Annotated in this window: 21 protein-coding genes and 1 pseudogene; 12 read left to right on the top strand and 10 right to left on the bottom strand. The window is 59.0% G+C overall.

Features of this window, described 5'->3' with window-relative positions:
- Positions 1 to 266: 266 nt before the first annotated feature.
- The gene (locus HB780_RS05900) at positions 267 to 2,063 is read right to left on the bottom strand and encodes a hypothetical protein (RefSeq protein ID WP_183689105.1); all 1,797 of its coding nucleotides are present in this window, start codon (positions 2,061 to 2,063) and stop codon (positions 267 to 269) included.
- 420 nt (positions 2,064 to 2,483) lie between these two features.
- Between HB780_RS05900 and HB780_RS05895 the strand changes: the two genes are divergently transcribed.
- From HB780_RS05895 to HB780_RS32915, 5 genes are all read left to right on the top strand, one after another.
- Positions 2,484 to 2,693 carry a cold-shock protein gene (locus HB780_RS05895; RefSeq protein WP_007691656.1) on the top strand — a complete coding sequence of 70 codons (210 nt, stop codon included), beginning with the start codon at positions 2,484 to 2,486 and terminating at the stop codon, positions 2,691 to 2,693.
- 130 nt (positions 2,694 to 2,823) lie between these two features.
- Positions 2,824 to 3,048 carry a hypothetical protein gene (locus HB780_RS05890; protein WP_183689104.1) on the top strand — a complete coding sequence of 75 codons (225 nt, stop codon included), beginning with the start codon at positions 2,824 to 2,826 and terminating at the stop codon, positions 3,046 to 3,048.
- 36 nt (positions 3,049 to 3,084) lie between these two features.
- Entirely contained in the window at positions 3,085 to 3,465 is a 381-nt protein-coding gene (locus tag HB780_RS05885) for a DUF6481 family protein (RefSeq protein ID WP_183689103.1), read from the top strand.
- A 411-nt stretch (positions 3,466 to 3,876) separates the two neighbouring features.
- Positions 3,877 to 4,680, top strand: a complete 804-nt coding sequence (locus tag HB780_RS32920; RefSeq protein ID WP_286202981.1) for a radical SAM protein — start codon at positions 3,877 to 3,879, stop codon at positions 4,678 to 4,680.
- Positions 4,587 to 5,732 (top strand): B12-binding domain-containing radical SAM protein, encoded by a 1,146-nt coding sequence (locus HB780_RS32915; RefSeq protein ID WP_286202980.1) that lies wholly within the window; start codon positions 4,587 to 4,589, stop codon positions 5,730 to 5,732. Before HB780_RS32920 ends, HB780_RS32915 begins: the two co-directional genes overlap by 94 nt.
- Before the next feature lie 63 nt (positions 5,733 to 5,795).
- Here HB780_RS32915 and HB780_RS05875 read toward each other — a convergent pair whose 3' ends face one another.
- The gene (locus HB780_RS05875) at positions 5,796 to 6,719 is read right to left on the bottom strand and encodes a LysR family transcriptional regulator (RefSeq protein WP_187703250.1); all 924 of its coding nucleotides are present in this window, start codon (positions 6,717 to 6,719) and stop codon (positions 5,796 to 5,798) included.
- A 107-nt stretch (positions 6,720 to 6,826) separates the two neighbouring features.
- Here HB780_RS05875 and HB780_RS05870 point away from each other — a divergent pair, with 107 nt between their 5' ends.
- The 3 genes from HB780_RS05870 (at position 6,827) to HB780_RS05860 (ending at position 9,148) form a co-directional block, all read left to right on the top strand.
- The gene (locus HB780_RS05870) at positions 6,827 to 7,393 is read left to right on the top strand and encodes a chromate transporter (protein ID WP_183689101.1); all 567 of its coding nucleotides are present in this window, start codon (positions 6,827 to 6,829) and stop codon (positions 7,391 to 7,393) included.
- Positions 7,390 to 7,920 (top strand): chromate transporter, encoded by a 531-nt coding sequence (locus HB780_RS05865; protein WP_183689100.1) that lies wholly within the window; start codon positions 7,390 to 7,392, stop codon positions 7,918 to 7,920. The genes HB780_RS05870 and HB780_RS05865 overlap by 4 nt, the downstream gene beginning before the upstream one ends.
- A 448-nt stretch (positions 7,921 to 8,368) precedes the next feature.
- Positions 8,369 to 9,148, top strand: coding sequence for a class I SAM-dependent methyltransferase (locus HB780_RS05860; RefSeq protein ID WP_183689099.1), 780 nt, complete (start codon positions 8,369 to 8,371; stop codon positions 9,146 to 9,148).
- A gap of 130 nt (positions 9,149 to 9,278) precedes the next feature.
- Here the strand turns inward: HB780_RS05860 and HB780_RS05855 are convergent, their stop codons facing one another.
- From HB780_RS05855 to HB780_RS05820, 8 genes and pseudogenes are all read right to left on the bottom strand, one after another.
- A complete protein-coding gene (locus HB780_RS05855) occupies positions 9,279 to 9,905 on the bottom strand; it encodes a hypothetical protein (RefSeq protein ID WP_183689098.1) in 627 nt (208 codons plus the stop codon).
- A gap of 137 nt (positions 9,906 to 10,042) precedes the next feature.
- Complete coding sequence (locus tag HB780_RS05850; RefSeq protein ID WP_183689097.1) at positions 10,043 to 10,858, bottom strand: IclR family transcriptional regulator; 816 nt, start codon at positions 10,856 to 10,858, stop codon at positions 10,043 to 10,045.
- 57 nt (positions 10,859 to 10,915) lie between these two features.
- On the bottom strand, positions 10,916 to 11,305 hold the full coding sequence (locus tag HB780_RS05845; protein WP_007691716.1) for a RidA family protein: 390 nt from the start codon (positions 11,303 to 11,305) through the stop codon (positions 10,916 to 10,918).
- Between the two features lie 63 nt (positions 11,306 to 11,368).
- On the bottom strand, positions 11,369 to 12,139 hold the full coding sequence (locus tag HB780_RS05840) for an amino acid ABC transporter ATP-binding protein (protein ID WP_183689096.1): 771 nt from the start codon (positions 12,137 to 12,139) through the stop codon (positions 11,369 to 11,371).
- 13 nt (positions 12,140 to 12,152) lie between these two features.
- Complete coding sequence (locus HB780_RS05835; protein WP_183689095.1) at positions 12,153 to 12,818, bottom strand: amino acid ABC transporter permease; 666 nt, start codon at positions 12,816 to 12,818, stop codon at positions 12,153 to 12,155.
- 4 nt (positions 12,819 to 12,822) lie between these two features.
- Complete coding sequence (locus HB780_RS05830) at positions 12,823 to 13,485, bottom strand: amino acid ABC transporter permease (RefSeq protein WP_183689094.1); 663 nt, start codon at positions 13,483 to 13,485, stop codon at positions 12,823 to 12,825.
- A 62-nt stretch (positions 13,486 to 13,547) separates the two neighbouring features.
- Positions 13,548 to 14,396, bottom strand: coding sequence for a transporter substrate-binding protein (locus tag HB780_RS05825; protein ID WP_183689093.1), 849 nt, complete (start codon positions 14,394 to 14,396; stop codon positions 13,548 to 13,550).
- Positions 14,397 to 14,655: 259 nt separating this feature from the next.
- Positions 14,656 to 15,655: pseudogene (locus tag HB780_RS05820) on the bottom strand (LacI family DNA-binding transcriptional regulator).
- A 237-nt stretch (positions 15,656 to 15,892) separates the two neighbouring features.
- On the opposite strand from HB780_RS05820, the gene HB780_RS05815 reads away from it, so the two are divergent.
- The 4 genes from HB780_RS05815 (at position 15,893) to otnK (ending at position 20,296) form a co-directional block, all read left to right on the top strand.
- Positions 15,893 to 17,209, top strand: a complete 1,317-nt coding sequence (locus tag HB780_RS05815) for an MFS transporter (protein WP_183689092.1) — start codon at positions 15,893 to 15,895, stop codon at positions 17,207 to 17,209.
- A 68-nt stretch (positions 17,210 to 17,277) separates the two neighbouring features.
- On the top strand, positions 17,278 to 18,201 hold the full coding sequence (gene ltnD, locus HB780_RS05810) for an L-threonate dehydrogenase (protein WP_183689091.1): 924 nt from the start codon (positions 17,278 to 17,280) through the stop codon (positions 18,199 to 18,201).
- 38 nt (positions 18,202 to 18,239) lie between these two features.
- A complete protein-coding gene (otnI, locus tag HB780_RS05805; protein ID WP_183689090.1) occupies positions 18,240 to 19,022 on the top strand; it encodes a 2-oxo-tetronate isomerase in 783 nt (260 codons plus the stop codon).
- Positions 19,019 to 20,296, top strand: coding sequence for a 3-oxo-tetronate kinase (gene otnK / locus HB780_RS05800; protein ID WP_183689089.1), 1,278 nt, complete (start codon positions 19,019 to 19,021; stop codon positions 20,294 to 20,296). Before otnI ends, otnK begins: the two co-directional genes overlap by 4 nt.
- Positions 20,297 to 20,306: the final 10 nt, after the last annotated feature.

The raw sequence follows: 20,306 nt of genomic DNA, 5'->3' as shown, positions 1-20,306 counted from the left end.
TATTTGTGCAAGTGCGAAATAAGAAAGGGATGCCGCAAAGGAAATGGCCGAAACGTCCATTCGTCGGCGCAGTGGCGTCAAAAAAATGTGAGCATATCGTGAGATAATTTTGGTTGATCCATAAGCTGCACTTCGAGTGCGCTCGCCCGCCATGTGGGAGCGAGCAGGCCAAACCTTGGCGCGATATCCTCGCAACGCAAATTCGGAGCCGGGCGGAAAATCGATTCCAAACCGGTTCAGCTTGTGCTCATTTTCAAATATGCAGATCAATTGACGGTGACGCTTTTCCAACCGCCGTCATAGATCCAGAATTTATGATTGGTCGTATCGTATTGCATGGGAACCATACCGTTCACAGGAGTCGGTACGCCTACGGGAGCGCCGGCTGTCGCAGGTATATATGGGAACCCCGTAGAGGCATCGCTGGGCAGTGATTGCTGCCCTATCTGCACGCTGCCGCCAGACGGGTTAAGCGCCAGCGGTTTCGCTAAAGCGCCCGCCTGTATGCCTTGAAAAACAAAGAGATCATTGACCGGATCATACCCCATGCCGAGACGTTTTCCTGGAGAGGCAAAGTCTGCGATATAGACATTGCCACCGTTGGTACAGGTGTTGTCGCCATAGGCGCAGGTTTTCCAGGAGGCATTTGGGGTGGATGGCTGTGCTCTCAGCGTTCCAGCAAAATCCCATGGGTAAGCGGCAAAAGAAGTTCCGTATCCAACGCCATGCGCGCTTTTGCTGACGATCTGCAAGCCAGTAATCGTGCTATCGATGCTGTATGCGGCGTTGACGCCGCTCAACGGACCGGCCGTGATCAGGCCCATCATGTTGTTCTTGGTGGTTCTGCTCGTTGCTTGGATGGCGACGCTCTGGTTTTTCCCCGACAAGCTGAAGTTGTTTATAGTCAGACTCTGGACCCAGGGTGCTCCTGAGGTGTCGATGAGCAGTGCGGGGTATGCCCCTAATTCGGCAGCACTGGGGTCTGTGCATTGCAGATTATTGAATGTCGCCGGTCCCTTGAAGTTCACACAGTATTTTTTGGGATTCTTGACCAGGACGTTCGACCATACGGAATCAGAGGCGTAGAAATCGCTCCATATCCCATAATTTTCAGGATTATAGACCGCGATGTTGCTGTAAACCGAATTTGGAGAATAGGTGGCAAAGCCAATTCCGGATTGGTCCAGATGACTGTTTTTTGGATCGATTTTAGCACCGTATGAGGAGATATTGCTCCAGGTCCCGTACGCTCCTCCGCCGATGTCATTGATGAATCCGACATAGGATTGAACATCAATTGCGTTGGAGATAATCGCGCCGCTGCCGCCGCCATTGTCTATCCCCGCTCCATTATGCCCCAGGATAGGACCACTCGTTTCATTGCCGGAGCCGCAATTCGACGTATGGATATTATCCAGAATTACAAACGAAGGCCTTGCCCAGACACCCACGCTTCCCTTCATGGCGCCGATGCCAATGCAATTATTATATCCTTCGCTGACCCGCAGATTCGTTCCGTGAAACCGATCAGCCTGGATCACGAATGCAACGCCGCCCCAGGGGTTGCTGCCGAAATATGCTGGTGTCGTATAGGACGCTCCCGCCGGTAGTGCGTCTATGCTTAGATTGTCAATGACAGTACCGGGTGCCGAGGCGAGCACATCAACAACGGGCGAAGCCGGAGAGCCGCTTGGCGCATTCCACTGGATGATGGTTGCAGCACCCTGTCCCTGGATTTCCGTGGTGGAAGCAATTTTCAAAGTACTTGTTGCCGTGTTCAGGCAAAAGATTCCCAAAGGTAAAATGAGTTTTCTGCCAGCCGCTGCCGCGACCGCTGCATTCAGCGATTTCGTCGCATCAATTGCACAGGAGGGGTCACTCACGAGGCCATAATCCAGCGCGTTCACTGTTCCCGTGGGCGATGAAGCAATACGCTCAATCTCAGCCGTACTTGATAGCCTGCCGGAGTTCTGCAGGTCCTCGGCGAAACCATTGGAGGGGGCAATTGTGCAAAGCAAGATGCACGCAAGGGAGATTTTGAAGTGGAGAACTGCGTTTCTCATGAAAATCATCTCCCCATGGGCAAACGGTTCGCTCCCATATCCTCCACAATTTTAGCCAGTGCACGATATTGAGAGATGTAATATCCGCAATACAGACGGCGTCACTCTTGTACGATATGATGCGGGCTTGGCGAGATCGACGCTGATGCCAACGGGATCAGAGCAGACCGCCATTGATCCCAGCCGAATTGCAGGACTGAAAAATACAACTATATAACGCAGCCAGGCACGAAAAAAACTAAAAGTTGACAAACGTAATGAGAACGCCTAGGGTCTGAAAGTCGATATTTTGCTTGCTGAGCTTTGGTTACCGCGCGTTTAGCACCGCGCCCTGAACGAACCTTCCTTTCAAAAATCGTTATCATCATCCGGGATGTTTTTACGTCACGGTTTTTCAATATTGCTATGAAAGGGTTCATCATGACCACTGGCACAGTTAAATGGTTTAATTCCACAAAGGGCTTCGGCTTCATTCAGCCTGACGACGGCGGCGCTGACGCTTTCGTTCACATCTCTGCCGTCGAGCGCGCCGGAATGCGCGAAATCGTCGAAGGCCAGAAGATCGCCTACGAACTTGAGCGCGACAACAAGTCGGGCAAACTGTCTGCTTGCAACCTTCAGGCTGCTTGAATTGAGATCTGCTTTCCTTTGACCGCGGATGTACCGGCACTGTTGAGAGCATGATACCAGCGAGGTCAGGCAAGTTGCCTGGCCTTTTTTATTGACGCCCGCTTAGCGGCCCTCAAATCCAGGACGCCCCATGACAGAGAAGCACAGCAAGTCTCGCCAACAGGCAGAAATTGCGTTCGGTGATGCGCAGTCGCAGTTTTTTGCTCGCAACAGCGCGGTCGATGAACTTGACTCGCTTGTCCGGGCACGGCAGGAAAAGACTTTGCGTCTGCGGGAAGCCCGCGAGGCAAAGGAATCAGAGATGCGGCTTAAAGTGGCCACTGCCCTTGCCGCAAAACGCGCAGGAAAAATCTGAGCTTCGGCTTAGAAGACAAACAACCAGGACCGAGCATTGAAAAACGCCAGAAACAACGAACTTTCCGATCGCCGCGGCGCGGCCAAGGAAGCGAAAGCTGCTCTTCTTAACGCCTTTCGCGCGGCAAAAGACAGCAACGACCCCGTCAAGCTTGCCAAGCAGGCGGAGCGCCAGGCCGTTGCCGCCGCCAGGGAAAAGCGACACGCCGAGCAGCAGCGAGCAAAGATCGAGGAACGCGAGCGCATGCAGGTGGAGGCCGTAGAACGTCAGGCTGCCGCTGAAGCCGCCGCCAAGGCCGAGATCGAAGCACGCGAGACAGCGGAGAAAGACCGCATCGCTCGCGAGATCGAGGAAGAGGCTGCCCGGAAGGCTGAACGCGACAAGCGTTATGCCAATAGAAAAGCCAGACAGGCATAAGGTCGGTTAAGCAGACCAGCTTCCACCTACGTCATCTGGTCGCAAAATGTGGAGCACGGGGTTACCCCGCGCTCCAGTGGTCTCCAGATTCGACCGATATTTACCGGCCAGCGACATCCACACCCATCAGTAATGAGTAAGCCAGTCATCCGGGTTCGGTCGAAGACCGTACCGGAGGCCTTGATCCTATTCCGGATCAAGCGCCCTCAAACCAGAACCAGGCGCTCACCACCATCCCGCTGTGCCCCGCATTCCCAGACCGCGCAGCGCTTGCAGCGCTACGCGTCGGCCGATGTCCCCCTATTTGCGTCACTTTCGCGTCCATCACATCAAGATCTTCTAATATCCCCTTGACGTAGCAAGGGGAGTGCATAAAGCTAAATTAGAAGTAGCTAGATTTGGGGGCATCGCATGCGGGGGCATCCACTCATCGAGTCGGCAAACGACGGTCTTTCTCCAACAGCACCGATAGACCGTGTCGACATATGGCTTATCAAGGCCACGCGGTATGACGACGATGGTTATCCGATCCGCTGGATTCGCTCCGCCATTCCCTCCAATTCGCTCGCCTGCGTCTGGGCCCTGGTCGAAGATGCAGCGTCGCGCGGCGTGTTCGGTGCGGGTGTCGATGTGCAGGTCCATGCAATCGACGAAACAAATACGCGGGTTGACGTCCCGGCCATCCTGAAGAGCCATGGCACTGAGGGAACACGGGCCATCGTCATGCTCGTCGGTGTGCAAACCAACCAGTATCCTCGGGCAATGGACATCGCGCGGCCTTTGCGCCAGGCGGGCGTTCCGGTCTGCATCGGCGGCTTCCATGTTTCCGGCTGTGTCGCCATGCTCGGCGAAGATGCCGAGGAGCTGGCGCTTGCTCGTGACCTCGGCGTCAGCCAATTTGCCGGCGAAGCCGAGCCCGATCGCCTGGATGCCGTGCTGCAAGACGCCTTGGCGGGCACGCTGAAGCCACTCTACAACCACCTTAAGAAAGAACCCATCCTACCGGGCTCGCCGGTGCCGCTCCTGCCGGGGCCCATCGTGCGGCGTTCCTTCACGCATTGGTCGAGCTTCGATCTTGGCGCGGCTGTCCATTTGAGTGTTCTTTCTGCACCATCATCAATGTGCAGGGCCGTCATAGCCGCTTCCGCACGGCAGACGAACTTGAGACCATTGTTCGCCGGAATGCAGCGGCGGGCGTCACCAAGTTCTTCGTGACCGATGACAATTTCGCCCGCAACCGCAACTGGGAAGCCTATTGCGACCGCCTGATCGAGCTGCGCGAGCGGGAGGGGCTGGAAGTTCGGCTGCTGATACAAGTCGATACCATGGCGCATCGCATCCCCGGCTTCATCGACAAGGTCGTGCAGGCCGGGGTGAGGCTGATCTTCATCGGGCTCGAAAACATTAACCCCGACAATCTGGAGGCGGCCAAAAAACGCCAGAACCGCATCGAGGAATATCGTGAAATGGTGCTGGACTGGAAGCGCCATCCCGTGGTGGTCAGCTGTGGCTATATCATCGGCTTTCCCGCCGATACCCGGGAGTCCATCTTGCGCGACGTCGATCTGATCAAGCGGGAACTGGCGATCGACGTCCTCTATTTCAACATCCTGACCCCGCTGCCCGGCAGCGAGGACCACAAGAAGATGAAGGATGCGGGCGTATGGATGGACCCCGACTTCAATAAATATGACCTCAATCACCGCGTGACGCATCACGCACGCATGAGCGACGCCGAGCTTGACGCCGTTTTCCATGAAGCCAGCGAACGCTATTACGACTTCGAGCATATGGAGCGGATATTCAAGCGCCGGGTACAGCTCAAGAACGGCATGCGGCTGACGACGCTGTATAATCTCATCGCCTATCGCGAGGGACCACGGCGCGAGGGCGTTGCGTTCGCTGAATTCGGGCTCGGCCGCATCATCGACCGCCATGAGCGGCGCTATGGCATGCCGCTCGAAAATCCGGTCCGCTTTTATGCGCGCTATGCCTGGCGCTTCGTGCGCACCATTACAGCTTATGCCTATACCTATATCCGTCTACGCCTGAGCGTGGCCAAGGCCTGGCGTGCCTGGGGCCGTCAGGATCTCTTTCCTTATACCGACGAAGCCATCGCGACTATCGACATGCGCAATGATCCCCTTGTGCAGGAGACTGCGGCGCGCAGCACGGCTTATACCAAGCGACGCCAGGAAAACCGGCTGAAGGCTAAGCTCGGTGAAGTCACATATACCGACCAAGGCACCGAAGTCGCCGGTCGCTGAATTAGGCGGATTTCTCGGGCTGTGCCGATCCGCAATTCACGCGGCCAGTTGATTGCGCCTACATTAGCGATGCTGTCGCACGCTCTCGATAAAGCGCCTGACGACCCCTGACGAGGGTTCGTTACGGTAGGCGAGATGCAGCGGCGCGACCAGACCTGCCGCTTTCTCAATCCGTAAATACACGACACCATTTGCTTCCAGACGCGCCATGGATTCGGGGATGATCGAAATCCCGAGGCTGGCGGCGACGAGGCTTAGCGTCGACAGCATGCGCGGCGCCTCCTGACCGATCCGAGGACTGAAACCAGCTGCGCGGCATGCTGCGATGATACTGTCGTATAGTCCGGGGCCTGACGGGCGGCGGTAGAGAATGAAGGTTTCGTTTGCCAGATCGAGAAGCGGGATGCGCCGCGAGGATATGCCGTGCCTGCGCCGCGAGACCGCCCTCGTCGCCAGCGGATGTTGATCCGGCAGCGCTACCAGCATTTCCTCGTCAAGGATGGGCTCGATTACCAGACCTGCCGAGGCGGCGAACGGCGAACGGACGAAGGCGACGTCAAGCCGCTCCGCTCGCAAAGCCTCGATAAGATCGCCCGTACTCGCTTCTTCAAGAGCGAGCGACACGTCCGGCGCCGATTGCTTGAGGGAGCGGACCAGCGAGGACACCAGCGGATGGAATGCGGCCGAACTTGTGAAGCCGATGGCAAGATTGCCCTGCTCGCCCCGAGCGGAACGTTGCGTGGCCTCAACTGCCAAATCCACGTCCGCGAGAATGATGCGCGCTCTATCCACCAGAGTTTGTCCGGCGGCGGTCAACGCCATTCCACGTGGCAGCCGGTGAAATAGTGGTGTGCCGATCATGGTTTCCAGTGCACGGATCTGCTGGCTAAGCGGCGGTTGCTGGATGCCCAGCTGCTCGGCGGCGCGGGTAATATGCCCAGCGTCCGCAACAGCAACGGCATATCGAAGATGACGAAGTTCGATCATAGGCATATGTATAGCATATGGGTACGTCATTATCCATATATTGGACGTTGGCTTTCGCGAGGCCTATCCTGCGGGGAGAATTCAAAGACGACGCGACAGGATAAATCATGGCAATTTCTGCTTCACCTGATATCGACGAGCGCGACACGCCGACATCGACCGAACTGTTCACGGGCTTCCTATTCCTCGGCTTGATCGGATTTGGCGGCGTATTGCCCTTGGCTCGGCGAATGGTGGTCGAGGAGCGGCGTTGGCTCAGCGGCGAAGAGTTCACCGATCTGCTCGGCCTGTGTCAATTCCTGCCGGGCGGCAACATCATCAACATGTCCGTCGCCATCGGCCTCAAGTTTCGCGGCATTGTCGGAGCCTTCGCCGCACTTCTCGGGCTGATCGCCGCGCCGACTGTGATCGTGATCGCGCTCGGCATGCTCTATGATCGCTTCTATGACGATCCTCATATCCGGCATCTGTTCGCCGGACTGGCCGCAGCCGCCGCCGGCCTCCTGGTGTCCATGGCGATCAAGATCGTCTTGCCCCTGCGCCGCAAACCCGTTGCCGTCGCGATTGCCGCCCTCTGTTTTCTGGCCATCGCAATTCTGCGGCTACCCTTGTTGCCGACCATGCTGGTGCTTGCCCCACTTAGCATCCTGCTGACCTGGAGGCTGCAACCATGATGGCGACGCTTCTTGCCCTGACCGTGATCTTCACGCAGCTCTCACTGCTCGCCTTCGGCGGCGGCAACACGATCCTGCCGGAGATGCAGCGCCAAGTCGTCGATATCCATCACTGGATGTCGGCCCAGCAGTTCGGCGCGATGTTCGCCCTCGCCCAAGCTGCTCCCGGTCCGAACATGATGATCGTGCCGCTCGTCGGCTGGCATGTTGCGGGCGGCGCCGGCGTGCTGGTGACGTCGCTCGCCAAGTTCGGACCGTCCTCGCTTCTGACCGGGATTGCCCTGCATGTCTGGGAACGCTTCAAGGACAGTCCCTGGCGCCGCATCGTGCAGGCCGGGCTCGTGCCGATGACAGCTGGCCTCGTTACCGCCAGCGCGTCAGTCATCACCGAGGCATCGGCCCAGGAATGGATACTGGCGGGTATTGTCGTCATCGTTGCGTTAACGACAACCATGACCCGCATTCATCCGCTGATCGTGCTGGCCGCAGGTGCAGTGATAGGCCTGAGCGGAATCGGGCAAATATGAGAAATCCGTCTCGAAGGCAGCCTTGCATGCCTCCAGTCTGCATCGCTCGATAGGCTACCTCAGCATCCCAGCACGCCCACGTAAAATATCGCTCATAGCGCATCCCGCCATTCAGGCGGGATGCGCTCATAATGCCTGAGACCAAGCATATAACCGCGTCTGTGTTCATATCCGAACCGGCCCGTGGCGCCGGTCGCAACCCTCCGACGACAATGTCCAACCTGCGCAACCGCAGTACGCAACGCGACAGAAAAGTAGATTTCTAGGCCGACTGCGCTCGCATTCGCGCATGCGCGCCCCAATTTCGGTAGGTTTGTAACCAATTGGAGATGTCGGGAAACATTTCAGAAATGTTTTGGAAAAGAGATCTGCATTTCACGTCCGATCGGGCCGAATGGCGCGCGGCGATCTGCGGAATGCATGACAAAAATCAGTAAGGATTTGGATATTGAAGTCGAATGTTCGGAAATTTGTGTTTCACGATCTGCAGAAAATCGATGGCTACATTGATCCGCCAGACGCCCTGGTCTTCCTGTCACTGATCGGAAAACAGAAAGAAGAGAACCTGTCCGGCGGTCTTGCCGAAATCGGCGTCTATTACGGCCGCTCCTATTTCCTGTTGAGAAAGCTCAGCGCGCCGGACACCAATGTGCTCGCGATCGACCTTTTCGATATCGAAGCGGATGACGCGCAATACCAACGCTTCCTCGACAACGGCAAATCACTGGGAATCCCCGTTGACGAAGAACTCGTCATCTCCGGCGACAGCACCAGACTCGACCCACAGGAGATCACCGACAAGATCGGCCAAGTTCGCTTCTTCAGCATCGACGGCGGGCATCTGCTCCATCATGTGGTCGCCGACAGCCGCCTGGCGAAAAACGTTTTGGCGGATCACGGCATCATCGCTTTCGATGACACCTTCAATCCCGCCTGGCCCGAGGTGACCATCGGCGTCTCGGACTTCCTGCGCAGGAACAGTGATACATTCGCAGCCTTTTGCATGACGAAATACAAGACCTATGTCTGCCGCCGTGAGTTTCACGATTTCTATCAGACGGCGGTCAGGGAGGCCACGCATCTCAGACCGTTCGAGCAAACCGAGATGGATTTTCTAGGCTCCAAGGTCATCCGGCTGCACAATCCCATCAACCGCCGGGTTGCCTATGAACTCATGCAGCGATTGGGCATGAGTGCGCTATCCGAATGGGCTTATTGCCGCGGCTAAGCACGGGAGGCCATCGGACTAGCTCGTTTGAGCTTTCTGGAACCAGAAAGGGCAATAGGTGACGCGGCTTTCAGGCCGCTTCACTTATTGCCTGAATGTCATCCAGACACCGGGCGACGCGCCGATCTCTTCAAGGAACCACGTTACCACTCCAACTGACGCACGCCGTCAATCGCATCCCGCCCTTTCCGGATGGCGAAGGCCGGGGCTTCGCGGCGCGGCTCAGGATATACCGCACGCCACGCACGGGTGAACGATCCTCCGGCGGTTCAGGCACATAAAGCGCCTGGACCTGCAAATCCTGCGGCGGCTGCTCGGCCTCGGAATATCCGACGATCATCGGATCGCGCGTATCGCATTGCGGCATGCAGCGGTCGAACGGTGTGACATCCGAAGAGGCGACAGTTTTGACACTCGTGACCTTGGCATGGGCTGCAACGCGCTTTACCGGCGTGCTGGCTTTCGCAGCCGCCGACTTGTTCGCGGTATCCGGTCTGAAGATCGGCGTTGGCAGCACGGTCGGGCTGGCGTCGATGGCCGACTGGAGATCATTCGCCGTCGCAAATGTCCTGGCCTCCGCAATCTCAATAGCACGACGCCCATTAGTATCGATCGACGACATCAGCGGAGCTTCTGCCTCTGTGCGGGCAACCGCATATAATCCCGCTACCGTCACTCCGCAGACGAAGAGGCCGACGCCAATCTTTCGCGCCAGTTCGGCTGCGGCACCAGGCACTTTGGTTTGCTGCATGCTCATTGCTCTCTCCATTCGACATTTGTCTCAAGTGAGAGTTCACACGATAATTGCGGCGCCGCCTTTGCCGAAAAGTGGCCGAGAGCAGGCGAATTGCAAAGAAATGTTGTCGAAGTAGGTTCGCGACCGGTACCCTCCGTCTAGGACGAGCGGCCATGCCTCATGTTGGCTCGATCGGAAACACTAAAGCCCAGCCGCTCCGAAATCTCGCTCACGGCGCGAAGAAGGCTATCGAGATAGCTTTCCCGGTTTCTCAAGCCGTCCTCTTTCGGCGCCACCAGGCAAAGCGTTGCGATGCATCGCCCGTCTTCCTGCTTGATCGGCGCAGCGAAGCAGTGGGTAAAGTTTTCCACCTCGCTGTTGAAGGTGAAATAGCCGTCGATCGACGCCTGGCGAACTTCGCCGATGAAACGGGCCGGGTCGAGCTGTTTGCCGCTCGGCAGGACGAAATCTTCCGGCGGGATGAAATCGAGTATTTCTGCATCGCTGAGGTGGGAAACCAGCAGACGGCCAGATGCCGTCCATGGAATTGAAACGAGCTCGCCGACATTCGAGGAAATGCGGAACGGGCGGATGCCCTCGCGCATCATCGCGACAGTGTATTTGTTGCCTTCCAGCATGCACATCTGCGCCGTTTCGCGCGTCTCCTCGGCAAGCCGTGTCAAAAGCGTATCGGACTCGCGCATAAGGTCGAACTGATCCGCATAGGCCGTGCCGAGGAAATAGAGCTTGCGGCCAAGGAAGACCCGGCCGTCACCACCCTGGTAATCGAGCATGCCGTGGCGCAGGAGAAGATTGACGAGTTCATAGATCGACGAGCGCGGCGCACCGATCTCGACCGCAATTTCGTTGGGTCGCATCGGCTGGCGCCTGGTGCGCAGAAACTCAAGGATTTCAAAGGCACGATCAAGGCCGCGCGTCCGTCGCGATACGATATCGTCTGGGCCTTCAGCCATCAAACATGCTCCATTTCCGGGGAATAGGCGCGACCGTGACAGTCGCGCCCGAACAACTCAACCTCTATCGGCGCGATAGGCAACGCAATCGACTTCTACCTTGCAATCGACCATCATCCGGGACTGAACACAAGCACGCGCCGGCGGGTTCTTGCCGAAATACTCCGCATAGACGCCGTTGAAGCTCCAGAAGTCGCGGGGATCGTCAAGCCATACGCCGACCCGAACCACATCCTCGATGCCGTAGCCGGCTTCGTGAAGGATGGCGATCAGGTTTTCGATAGCCTTGCGGGTTTCCGCGATAATGCCGCCACCGACGATCTCGCCTTTCTCCATCGCGACCTGGCCTGAAACATGCAGCCAGCCATTGGCTTCGACCGCACGGGCAAAAGGCAGGGCCTGCCCACCGGCTCCGGTTTCGCCGGCACCGTAACGCTTGATAGTCATATGACCTCTCTCTTTTCTTCTGGATTCTATGTTTCAGCAGACGGCCGCAAGGCCGCCTGTCGTTCAGTTGAAGCTGGACGTCTTCAGGAATTCGGCCAGTCGTTCGGTCTTCGGCTTGACGAACATCTCCTTCGGATCGCCCTCCTCGCCGATAAGGCCCTGGTTCATGAAAATGACCCGCGATGAGACTTCGTAGGCAAAGCGCATCTCATGGGTGACGAGCAGCATGCTCATGCCATCGGCCGCAAGTCCCTTGATCACCTGCAGCACCTCGCCGACCAGTTCGGGGTCGAGCGCCGAGGTCACCTCGTCGAAAAGCATCAGTCGCGGGGTCATGGCAATGGCGCGGGCGATCGCCACGCGCTGCTGCTGGCCGCCGGAAAGCTGGCCCGGATAATGATCGGCGCGGGAAGCCAGGCCCACCCGATCGAGCCACTTCTCGGCAACCGCGCGCGCCTCGTCGCGGTGCATCTTCTTGACCTTGACGAGACCCAGCATGACGTTGCGGGCAGCTGTCATATGCGGGAAGAGATTGAATTGCTGGAAGGCCATGCCGGTCAGGGCCCGCTGACGAGCGATGTCCTTTTCGCTCTTGCGCCGGCGCGCGCCACCGGCGTCATCGTAGCCGATCGGCTCGCCCTCAAGCAGGATCCGCCCGCCCTGGAACTCCTCCAGCATATTGATGCAACGGAGCATCGTCGTCTTGCCCGAGCCGGAGGAGCCGATGATCGAAATGACCTCGCCCTCCCGCATGGTGCAGTCGACGCCCTTCAGCACCTCGACCGGGCCATATTGCTTGCGCAGCCCCTGTATTTCGAGAAGTATCTTGCTCATGATGATCGAGCCCTCACGACGGAACGGCGGTCTTGCGCTCGACATATTTGCCGAGACGCTCGATGCCGTAATTGATGACGAAGTACAAAAGCCCCGCGAAAAAATAGAACTGGAGGCTCATGAAGTTGCGCGAGATGATCTCCTGCATGCGCAGCAGCAACTCGGCGACGCCGATGACGGACAGTAACGTCGACGCCTTGACCATCTCGGCCGCGGTGTTCACCCAGGCCGGCAGGAACTGGCGCAACGCCTGCGGCCAGAGCACATAGGCAAAGGTCTGGCGGAAAGTGAGCCCGATCGCCTTTGCCGCCTCGGTCTGCCCCTTCGGGATCGCCTGCAACCCGCCGCGCACGATCTCGCCGACATGTGACGAGCAGAAGATCGCGAGTGCGAAAACACCGGCCTGGAATGGACCGAGATCGATCCCGATGGTTGACAGGACATAGTAGCTGGCCAGCACCAGAACCAGGACCGGCGTTCCCCGGATGAAGTCTGTATAGACCCGCACAAAAAAACGCAGCACCGGATTGCCGTAGACGAGGCAAAGCCCGACGAGGACGCCAAGTAGCGAGCCGATGATGATCGCAAGCAGCGAGATGGACACTGTGACGCCGAGCCCCTTGAGAATGGGGAGACGCGCGATCCAGATCTGATCGAGAAAGGCGGTAAAATCGGTCATGATATCACCTCGGAACCGCAAGGCGGCGCTCGACAACGCGCATCAGCGCGGCCAGCACGACACAGGTGAAAACATAAAGGCCGGAGGTCACGAGCCATGTCTCGATGACGCGAAAGCTTTCGACATTGATCTTGCGCGCCTCGAAGGTCAGCTCCGGCACGGCGATCGCCGCTGCGAGAGACGTGTCCTTGAAGAGCGAGATCACCGTTGATGAAAGCGACGGCAGCACGTTGCGGAACATCAGCGGCGCGATGATCGAGGCGCGGATTTGCATCGGCCTCAGACCGATGGCAAGCCCCGCTTCCGATAGTCCCTTCGGGATGGACAGCAGGCCGGCACGAAAGACCTCGGCCAGATAGGCACCCGAATAGATCGACAGCACCGCGATGAAACTCTGGACCTTACCAATACGAAAGCCCATCTGCGGCAAGGCGAAATAGGCAAAGAGGACCAGCACAAGGATCGGCAGATTGCGGATGACCGTCACGTAGAGTGCTGCCGGCCGCCGGACCCAGCCGCTTTTCGCCGTCAGGGCGAAAGCGACGAGCAGGCCGATCAGGACACCGATCAGGATGGAAATGAAAGCCAGACCGAGGCTGAGCAGCAGACCTTCGAGAAGCTGGTCGAAGCTGCGCCAGACGGCGGCGAAATTGAGCGTATAACCCATGGCGCAATCCTGCAATCAAGGGTGAGGAAAGGACGGAAGGCAACCTTCCGTCCTCGACGATATTACTTGTATTCGACCGGGAAGCCGATCTGCGGCGGGGCTAGATCCTTGCCGAACCAGGTCTTGTAGGACTTGGCGTAGAAGTCGAACTCGACGCCGGTCATCGCCTCATGCAGGGCGGTGTTGACGAAGTTCAGCCAATCCTGGTCACCGCGCTTGACGCCGCAGGCATAGGTCTGCGGGTTCCAGCCGTAGCCGGCATCCTTGTAGCGGCCCGGGTTCTGCGTCATGTACCAAGCAAGCGACGACTGGTCGGTTGCGACCGCGTCGGCGCGACCGGATTCCAGCGCCTGATAGATCAGATCCACCGATTCATACTGGTCGACGATCGCATCCGGCAGGGCGGCATGTACCATCGCCTCGGCATAGACGTTCTGGAGCACGGAGATCGTGACGGACGAACCGGCGGCCTTGAGCGCGGCATAATCCGCATATTTGCCATCGGCCTTCAGCATCAGCCCGACGCCCTCGCGATAGTAGGGAATGGTGAAGGCGATCTGCTGCGCGCGTTCACCGGTGACCGTCATGAACTGGCAGGTCAGGTCAACCTTGTCGGTGGTGATGTTCGGGATGCGCGCATCGGAAGACTGGTTGACGAATTCGATCTTGTCCGGATCGCCGAACAGTGCCTTGGCGACGATGCGGCCCATGTCGATGTCAAACCCCTGAAGCTTGTCATCGGCACTCTTGAAGTGCCACGGCGCATTGGTGCTGCCGGTGCCCATGACGAGATGGCCGCGAGCAAGCACTTCGTCGAGCTTGCTTTTGGCCTGCTCGGCGGCGGCGGGCATTGCAGAAATAAGAAAGGCGGTAGCCAGCGAAAGCAGGCTGGCGCGAAGTGAGACGGTCATGACGTTCCCCTGTCAAATGGTTGTTCTCAATGTCCAATATTATGGACATATGTCCAGTTTACTGGATTTTGCTATTGAGCAACGCGATTTGAGAATTGTCAAGTGTCGACAAGAGCAGAATCCGCGCATGTGGATGCGACCGCATTTCTGTCCACCTGCGGACAGTGACGGCGACAGGACGAGGCACGCGCAGAGTGTGCCGATTTCAATCGATATTCAGAGGTTGTTTGCGGACGACGCGGATGACATCTGCTTGCCGTCAGGCAGTCTCGCCTTCGATTAGCTCAAAGCCAAGATCGATGGTTTGCGATGGCGCGTCGTCGAGCACGAGTTGAGCGGCGACCTGCCCGATCGCGACGCGCGGAGTGCGGATGGTTGACAATGGCTGCGGCGTTACCCTGGCGATATCAAGGCCGTTGTAGCCGAAGATGGCCAGTTGCGACGGAATGGAAATACCACGCGCCATGCAATGGAAATAGCCACCCAACGCCATATCGTCGTTGGAGAAATAGATGGCGTCGAGGTCTGGTATGCGGGCGAGCAGCTTTTCGAGTCCGAGCCGGCCGGCCTCCACCGAGGACGCACCCGGATGAATTTCGTGGCCCACAAGCGGCTTGCCTTCGGCCTGTAGCGCGTTGCTGAACGCTGCAAAACGCTTGCCTGCGCGCGTGTCGCGCACCAGATCATGGCCGACATAACCGATGCGACGATAGCCGCGCCGCAGCATGAATTCCGCACTAGCACGCGCCGCCGCCGCGTTTGAGAATCCGACCGCGAGATCGAGCGCCGTACCATCGAGGTCGAGCAGTTCCACGACACGGCAACCGCTCGCGCGCAGCATTTTCGCCGTTCCCTCGCTGTGTTCCAGACCGGCCAGCATGACGGCCGACGGCCGCCAGGCGAGCATGGCCGCAACCATCGCCTCTTCCCTGCCAGGATCGTAATCGGTCACTGAGAAGACCGATTGATAATGGCTTGCCTCCAGCACGCCGCCCGCGCCGCGCAACACGTCCGGAAACACGATATTGGAAAGCGACGGGATGACGAAGGCGACGAGGCGCGACCCCGCCGACGCAAGCGCGCCCGCGATACGATTGGGCACATAGCCGAGACGCTCGACTGCCGCCATGACGCGATCATGCGTCTTCTTGGAAAACGAGCCGTGATTGCGAAGCACGCGAGAGACCGTGCTTTCCCCCCACCCCAGCCGCGTCGGCAACCTCTGAAAGCGTAACCGTGGGCTGAAGCTTGATATTCATGTTTCCCTGAAAGATGCATTTGCGGCCCCGCATCTCAGCGGTACAGAAGCTCGCGTTTCCCATGGCTATTTTCCACCTTCGCTCCTTTAACACAAGATTTTTGGCAGCGCCGCCAAATTCCTGTTGGCAGCGCTGCCAAAATGCAGTATCGAGAAATGGCAGCGCTGCCAATATTGAGGCGCGCGGCCGGAAAAAGGTTCTGGAGGGACCCCGGCTTTCCATTCGGAGGAGGACATCATGACATTTCAAGCGCAGGCCGCAGCCCCGGGCGAGCGTGCCGTCAATCCTGTCGAGGACCGTGCGTACCGCAAGGTCTTCTGGCGAATCGTACCCTTTCTGGTGCTCTGCTACATCGTCGCCTATCTCGACCGCGTGAATGTCGGTTTTGCCAAGTTGCAGATGTCGAGCGAACTCGGCCTGTCGGAAGCAGCATACGGGATCGGTGCCGGCATCTTCTTCATCGGCTACTTCCTGTTTGAAGTCCCGAGCAACGTCATCATGAACAAGGTCGGCGCGCGGGTATGGATCGCCCGCATCATGGTGACCTGGGGCATCGTGTCAGCCGCCTTCATGTTCACCACGTCGGAAACCGTCTTCTATATCCTGCGCTTCCTGCTCGGCATTGCCGAAGCCGGCTTCTTCCCGGGCCTGATTTTCTATCTCACATCATGGTACCCGGCTCGCCACCGCGCCAAGATCATCACGACCTTCATGTCGGCCATTCCGGTATCCGCCATCTTCGGCAATCCGCTGTCCGGGCTCCTCATGGATAGCTTCCACGGAACGCATGGCCTTTCCGGCTGGCAGTGGATGTTCCTGATCGAGGCCGTTCCGGCCGTATTGCTCGGCGTGCTGGTGTTCTTCTATCTCGATGACAGGATCAGCGATGCCAAATGGCTGACAGCGGACGAAAAGTCGGTTCTGACGGCCAACATCGAAGCCGAGGACCGCGCGAAATCGTCCAGCCCGCATGATGTCGCAAGCACCCTGCGCGACGGCCGCGTCTGGTTGATGTGCCTGATCTATTTCTGCTTCGTCCTCGGACAGTACGGCCTGAACTTCTGGATGCCGAGCATCGTCAAGGCGAGCGGCGTTGTCGGAAACTTCAATATCGGCCTGGTCTCGGCCATTCCCTATATCTGCACCTTCGTCGTCATGATCGCGCTCGGCCGCTCCGCCGACCGGCATCGCGAACGCCGCTGGCACCTGATCGTGCCCGCCCTGATCGCCGCGGTCGGCTTCATTGCCGCCACCGTCAGCACCAGCACGACATTTTCGATCATTGCTCTATCGCTCGCCGCGGCAGGCGCCATCAGCTGCGCACCGTTGTTCTGGTCGCTGCCGACGGCCTTTCTCGCCGGCACCGGGGCGGCGGCGGGCATCGCCTGGATCAACTCGGTCGGCAATCTCGCTGGCTTCCTCGGCCCGTTTCTGGTTGGCTATCTCAAGGACCTCACCGGCAGCACCTCGGCAGGCATGTATTTCCTGGCGGCAGCGCTCGTCATCGGATCCATTGCCGTGCTGACCGTTCCGGCAAGAAGCGTCAATCGATAGAATGAAAGGTCCTCCGGCGCCAACGGCCGGAGGACCGCACACCCCTAGGACATTGCAAGGATATAGAGATGTCATCCCTAGCTGAAAACTCGCAACACCAGCTTGTCGCCGCCGTGATCGGCCTCGGATCCATGGGCTTCGGCATGGCGCGCTCCATGAAGCGCGCCGGCCTCGACGTCATCGGCTACGACATAGCGACCGCCGCGGTCGATCGTTTCGTCAGCGAGGGCGGGCGCGGTGCCGCGAGCCCGGCAGCGGCGGCTCAGGGCGCGGACATCGTGGTCTCCGTGGTCGTCAATGGCGCGCAGACCAGGGACGTCCTCTTCGGCGCCGGCGATGTCGCAGGCACAATGAAACCTGGGGCAGTGTTCATCTCGTCGGCGACCATGGATCCGGCCGTTGCCCGCGATCTGGCGGAGCGTTGCACGGCGCTTGGCCTGCATTATCTCGATGCGCCGATCTCAGGCGGGGCGGTCAAGGCTGCCAGCGGCGAGCTGACCATCATGGCGTCTGGCACGAAGTTGGCTTTCGATGCCGCACGCCCGGCACTCGACGCCATGGCCGGCAAGGTCTACGAGCTGGGTGACGACGCCGGAACCGGCGCGGCCTTCAAGATGATCAATCAGCTTCTGGCCGGCGTGCATATCGCCGCCGCCTGCGAAGCGATCACCTTCGCAGCCAAGCAAGGGCTGGATCTCGACAAGGTCTATGAAGTTATTACCGCCTCGGCGGGGAACTCCTGGATGTTCGAAAACCGGGTGCCGCACGTTCTCGAAGGAGATTATTCGCCGCGCAGCGCCATCGAGATTTTCGTCAAGGATCTCGGTATCGTACAGGACATGGCCCGCACGGAGCGCTATCCGACCCCGCTCGCCGCCGCCGCGCTACAGATGTATCTTGCCGCATCGGGTGCGGGCATGGGACGCGACGACGACGCCTCGCTGGCCCGGCTCTATGCGCAGCTTTCTGGCACAGTTTTGCCGAACACATGAGCAATGAAACGCGCAGGCGATAAACGGAGACAATCAGCATGCCCGTCTTTGCGGCCAACCTGACGATGATGTTCAACGAATGGCAGTTTCTCGACCGTTTCGATGCGGCAGCGGAAGCCGGTTTCACGGCCGTCGAATACCTCTTTCCCTATGAGTTCGCGCCGGAAGCAATCGCGGAACGGCTCAAGCGCAACGGATTGACCCAGGCCCTGTTCAACATGCCGCCCGGCGACTGGAACGGCGGCGAGCGCGGACTAGCTTCCCTTCCCGATCGCTTCGACGAAGTAAAGTCGAATGTGGAGAAAGCGCTCGACTATGCCGAGGCAACCGGCGTCAAGCGCCTGCACTTGATGGCCGGGCTGGCTAAGCCCGACGACGAAGCCGCTACACGCGCCTATCGCCGCTCCGTCGAATATTGCGCCGGAAGGCTTACCGAAAAAGAGCTGGACCTGGTGCTGGAGCCGATCAACGGGCGCAACATGCCGGGCTACTTCCTCAATGATTTCAATCGCGCGCGGGCGCTGATCGAGGAGTTTGGCCGGCCCAATCTCAAGCTCCAGTTCGACATCTACCATCGGCAGATCATGCATGGCGATGTCGCGATTGCCTTGCGCGAGATGATGCCGATCATCGGACATATCCAGACCGCGAGCGTTCCCTCTCGGCAGGAACCATGTAGCGAGGAGCTGAACGACGCCTATCTCTTCGCCGAGATCGACCGGCTCGGCTATGAGGGCTTCATCGGCTGCGAATATATTCCGCAAAACCACACGCTCGATGGTCTTGGCTGGTTTGCACCGTTCAAAAGGATAAAGGGATGACACTCTTACTTGGAGCGATTGCCGACGATTACACCGGCGCGTCGGATCTCGCCAACACGTTCACGAAGAACGGCCTGCGCACGGTGCAGACGATCGGCATTCCCGATCCCGATCTGCCTCTGCCGGATGTGGATGCGGTCGTCGTCTCCCTCAAGATCCGCTCGGTTGCAGCACAAGAAGCCGTTTCTGCCGCAAGCAAGGCCGAAGCATGGCTGCGCGCCCGCGGCGCGATCCATGTCCTCTACAAGATCTGCTCGACTTTCGATTCCACCGACGCCGGCAATATCGGCCCGGTGACGGATGCGCTGCGCAAGGCCGCAGGCGGCCCTGTCATCGTCACCCCCGCCTTCCCGGAAACCGGCCGCACCGTCTATGCCGGCCATCTGTTCGTCAACGGGGTGCCGCTTAACGAGAGCCCGTTGAAGGACCATCCGCTCAATCCGATGCACGACGCCAATCTCGTACGGGTTCTTGCCCGGCAATCCGCCGGCACTGTCGGGCTCATTGATCTTACGACCGTCGCCGGCGGCCCGGACGCCGTCAGTGCACGGCTTGCAGCTCTTCGAGAAACCGGCGTGACGACTGTCATCGCCGACGCCGTGTTTGAAAGCGATCTGGAAACCCTGGGCGCCATCGCTCTGGAAGCGCCACTGTCGACAGGGGCATCCGGCCTCGGCCTTGGTCTGGCGCGAGCGCTCGTACGCTCCGGCAGAATCACGCAGTCCGCGCAATCGGTCGAGGATACGATCGGGCCCGTCGGCGGTCTCGCCGCCATTGTCGCCGGCAGCTGCTCGACGGCAACGCTGCGCCAGCTTGCGCAAGCGGAGCGCTCGATGCCCGTTCTGCGTCTCGATCCTGAAAAATTGCTCTCCGGACCCGATGAGCTTGCATCTGCCGTCTCCTGGGCGGGCGACCGGATATCGGCTGGGCCGGTGGCAATCGCCGCAAGCGCCGATCCGCAAGCCGTCGGCCGCGTGCAGGCGCGTTATGGCCGGGAGGCCTCCGGGCATGCCATCGAACATGCCACATCGGCCATCGCCGCCGAACTGGTGTTTCGCGGCGTCCGCCGTCTGGTCGTGGCCGGCGGCGAGACATCCGGTGCTGCCGTCGACAGGCTCGGCATTCCCGCTTTTCTGATCGGCCCGGAAATCGCGCCGGGGGTGCCCGTTCTCAGAACCGTCGGAAACACCCAGGGGAACATGCTGCTCGCCCTGAAATCCGGAAATTTCGGCGGCGACGACTTCTTTGCCGCCGCACTTTCCATGATGCATTAAGCAATCGAGG

The organism is Rhizobium lusitanum, from assembly GCF_014189535.1.
In the GTDB taxonomy this organism is placed as follows: Bacteria; Pseudomonadota; Alphaproteobacteria; order Rhizobiales; family Rhizobiaceae; genus Rhizobium; species Rhizobium lusitanum_C.
Note: the sequence above shows the minus strand (reverse complement) of the source record. Positions and strands in the feature narration are given on the sequence as shown.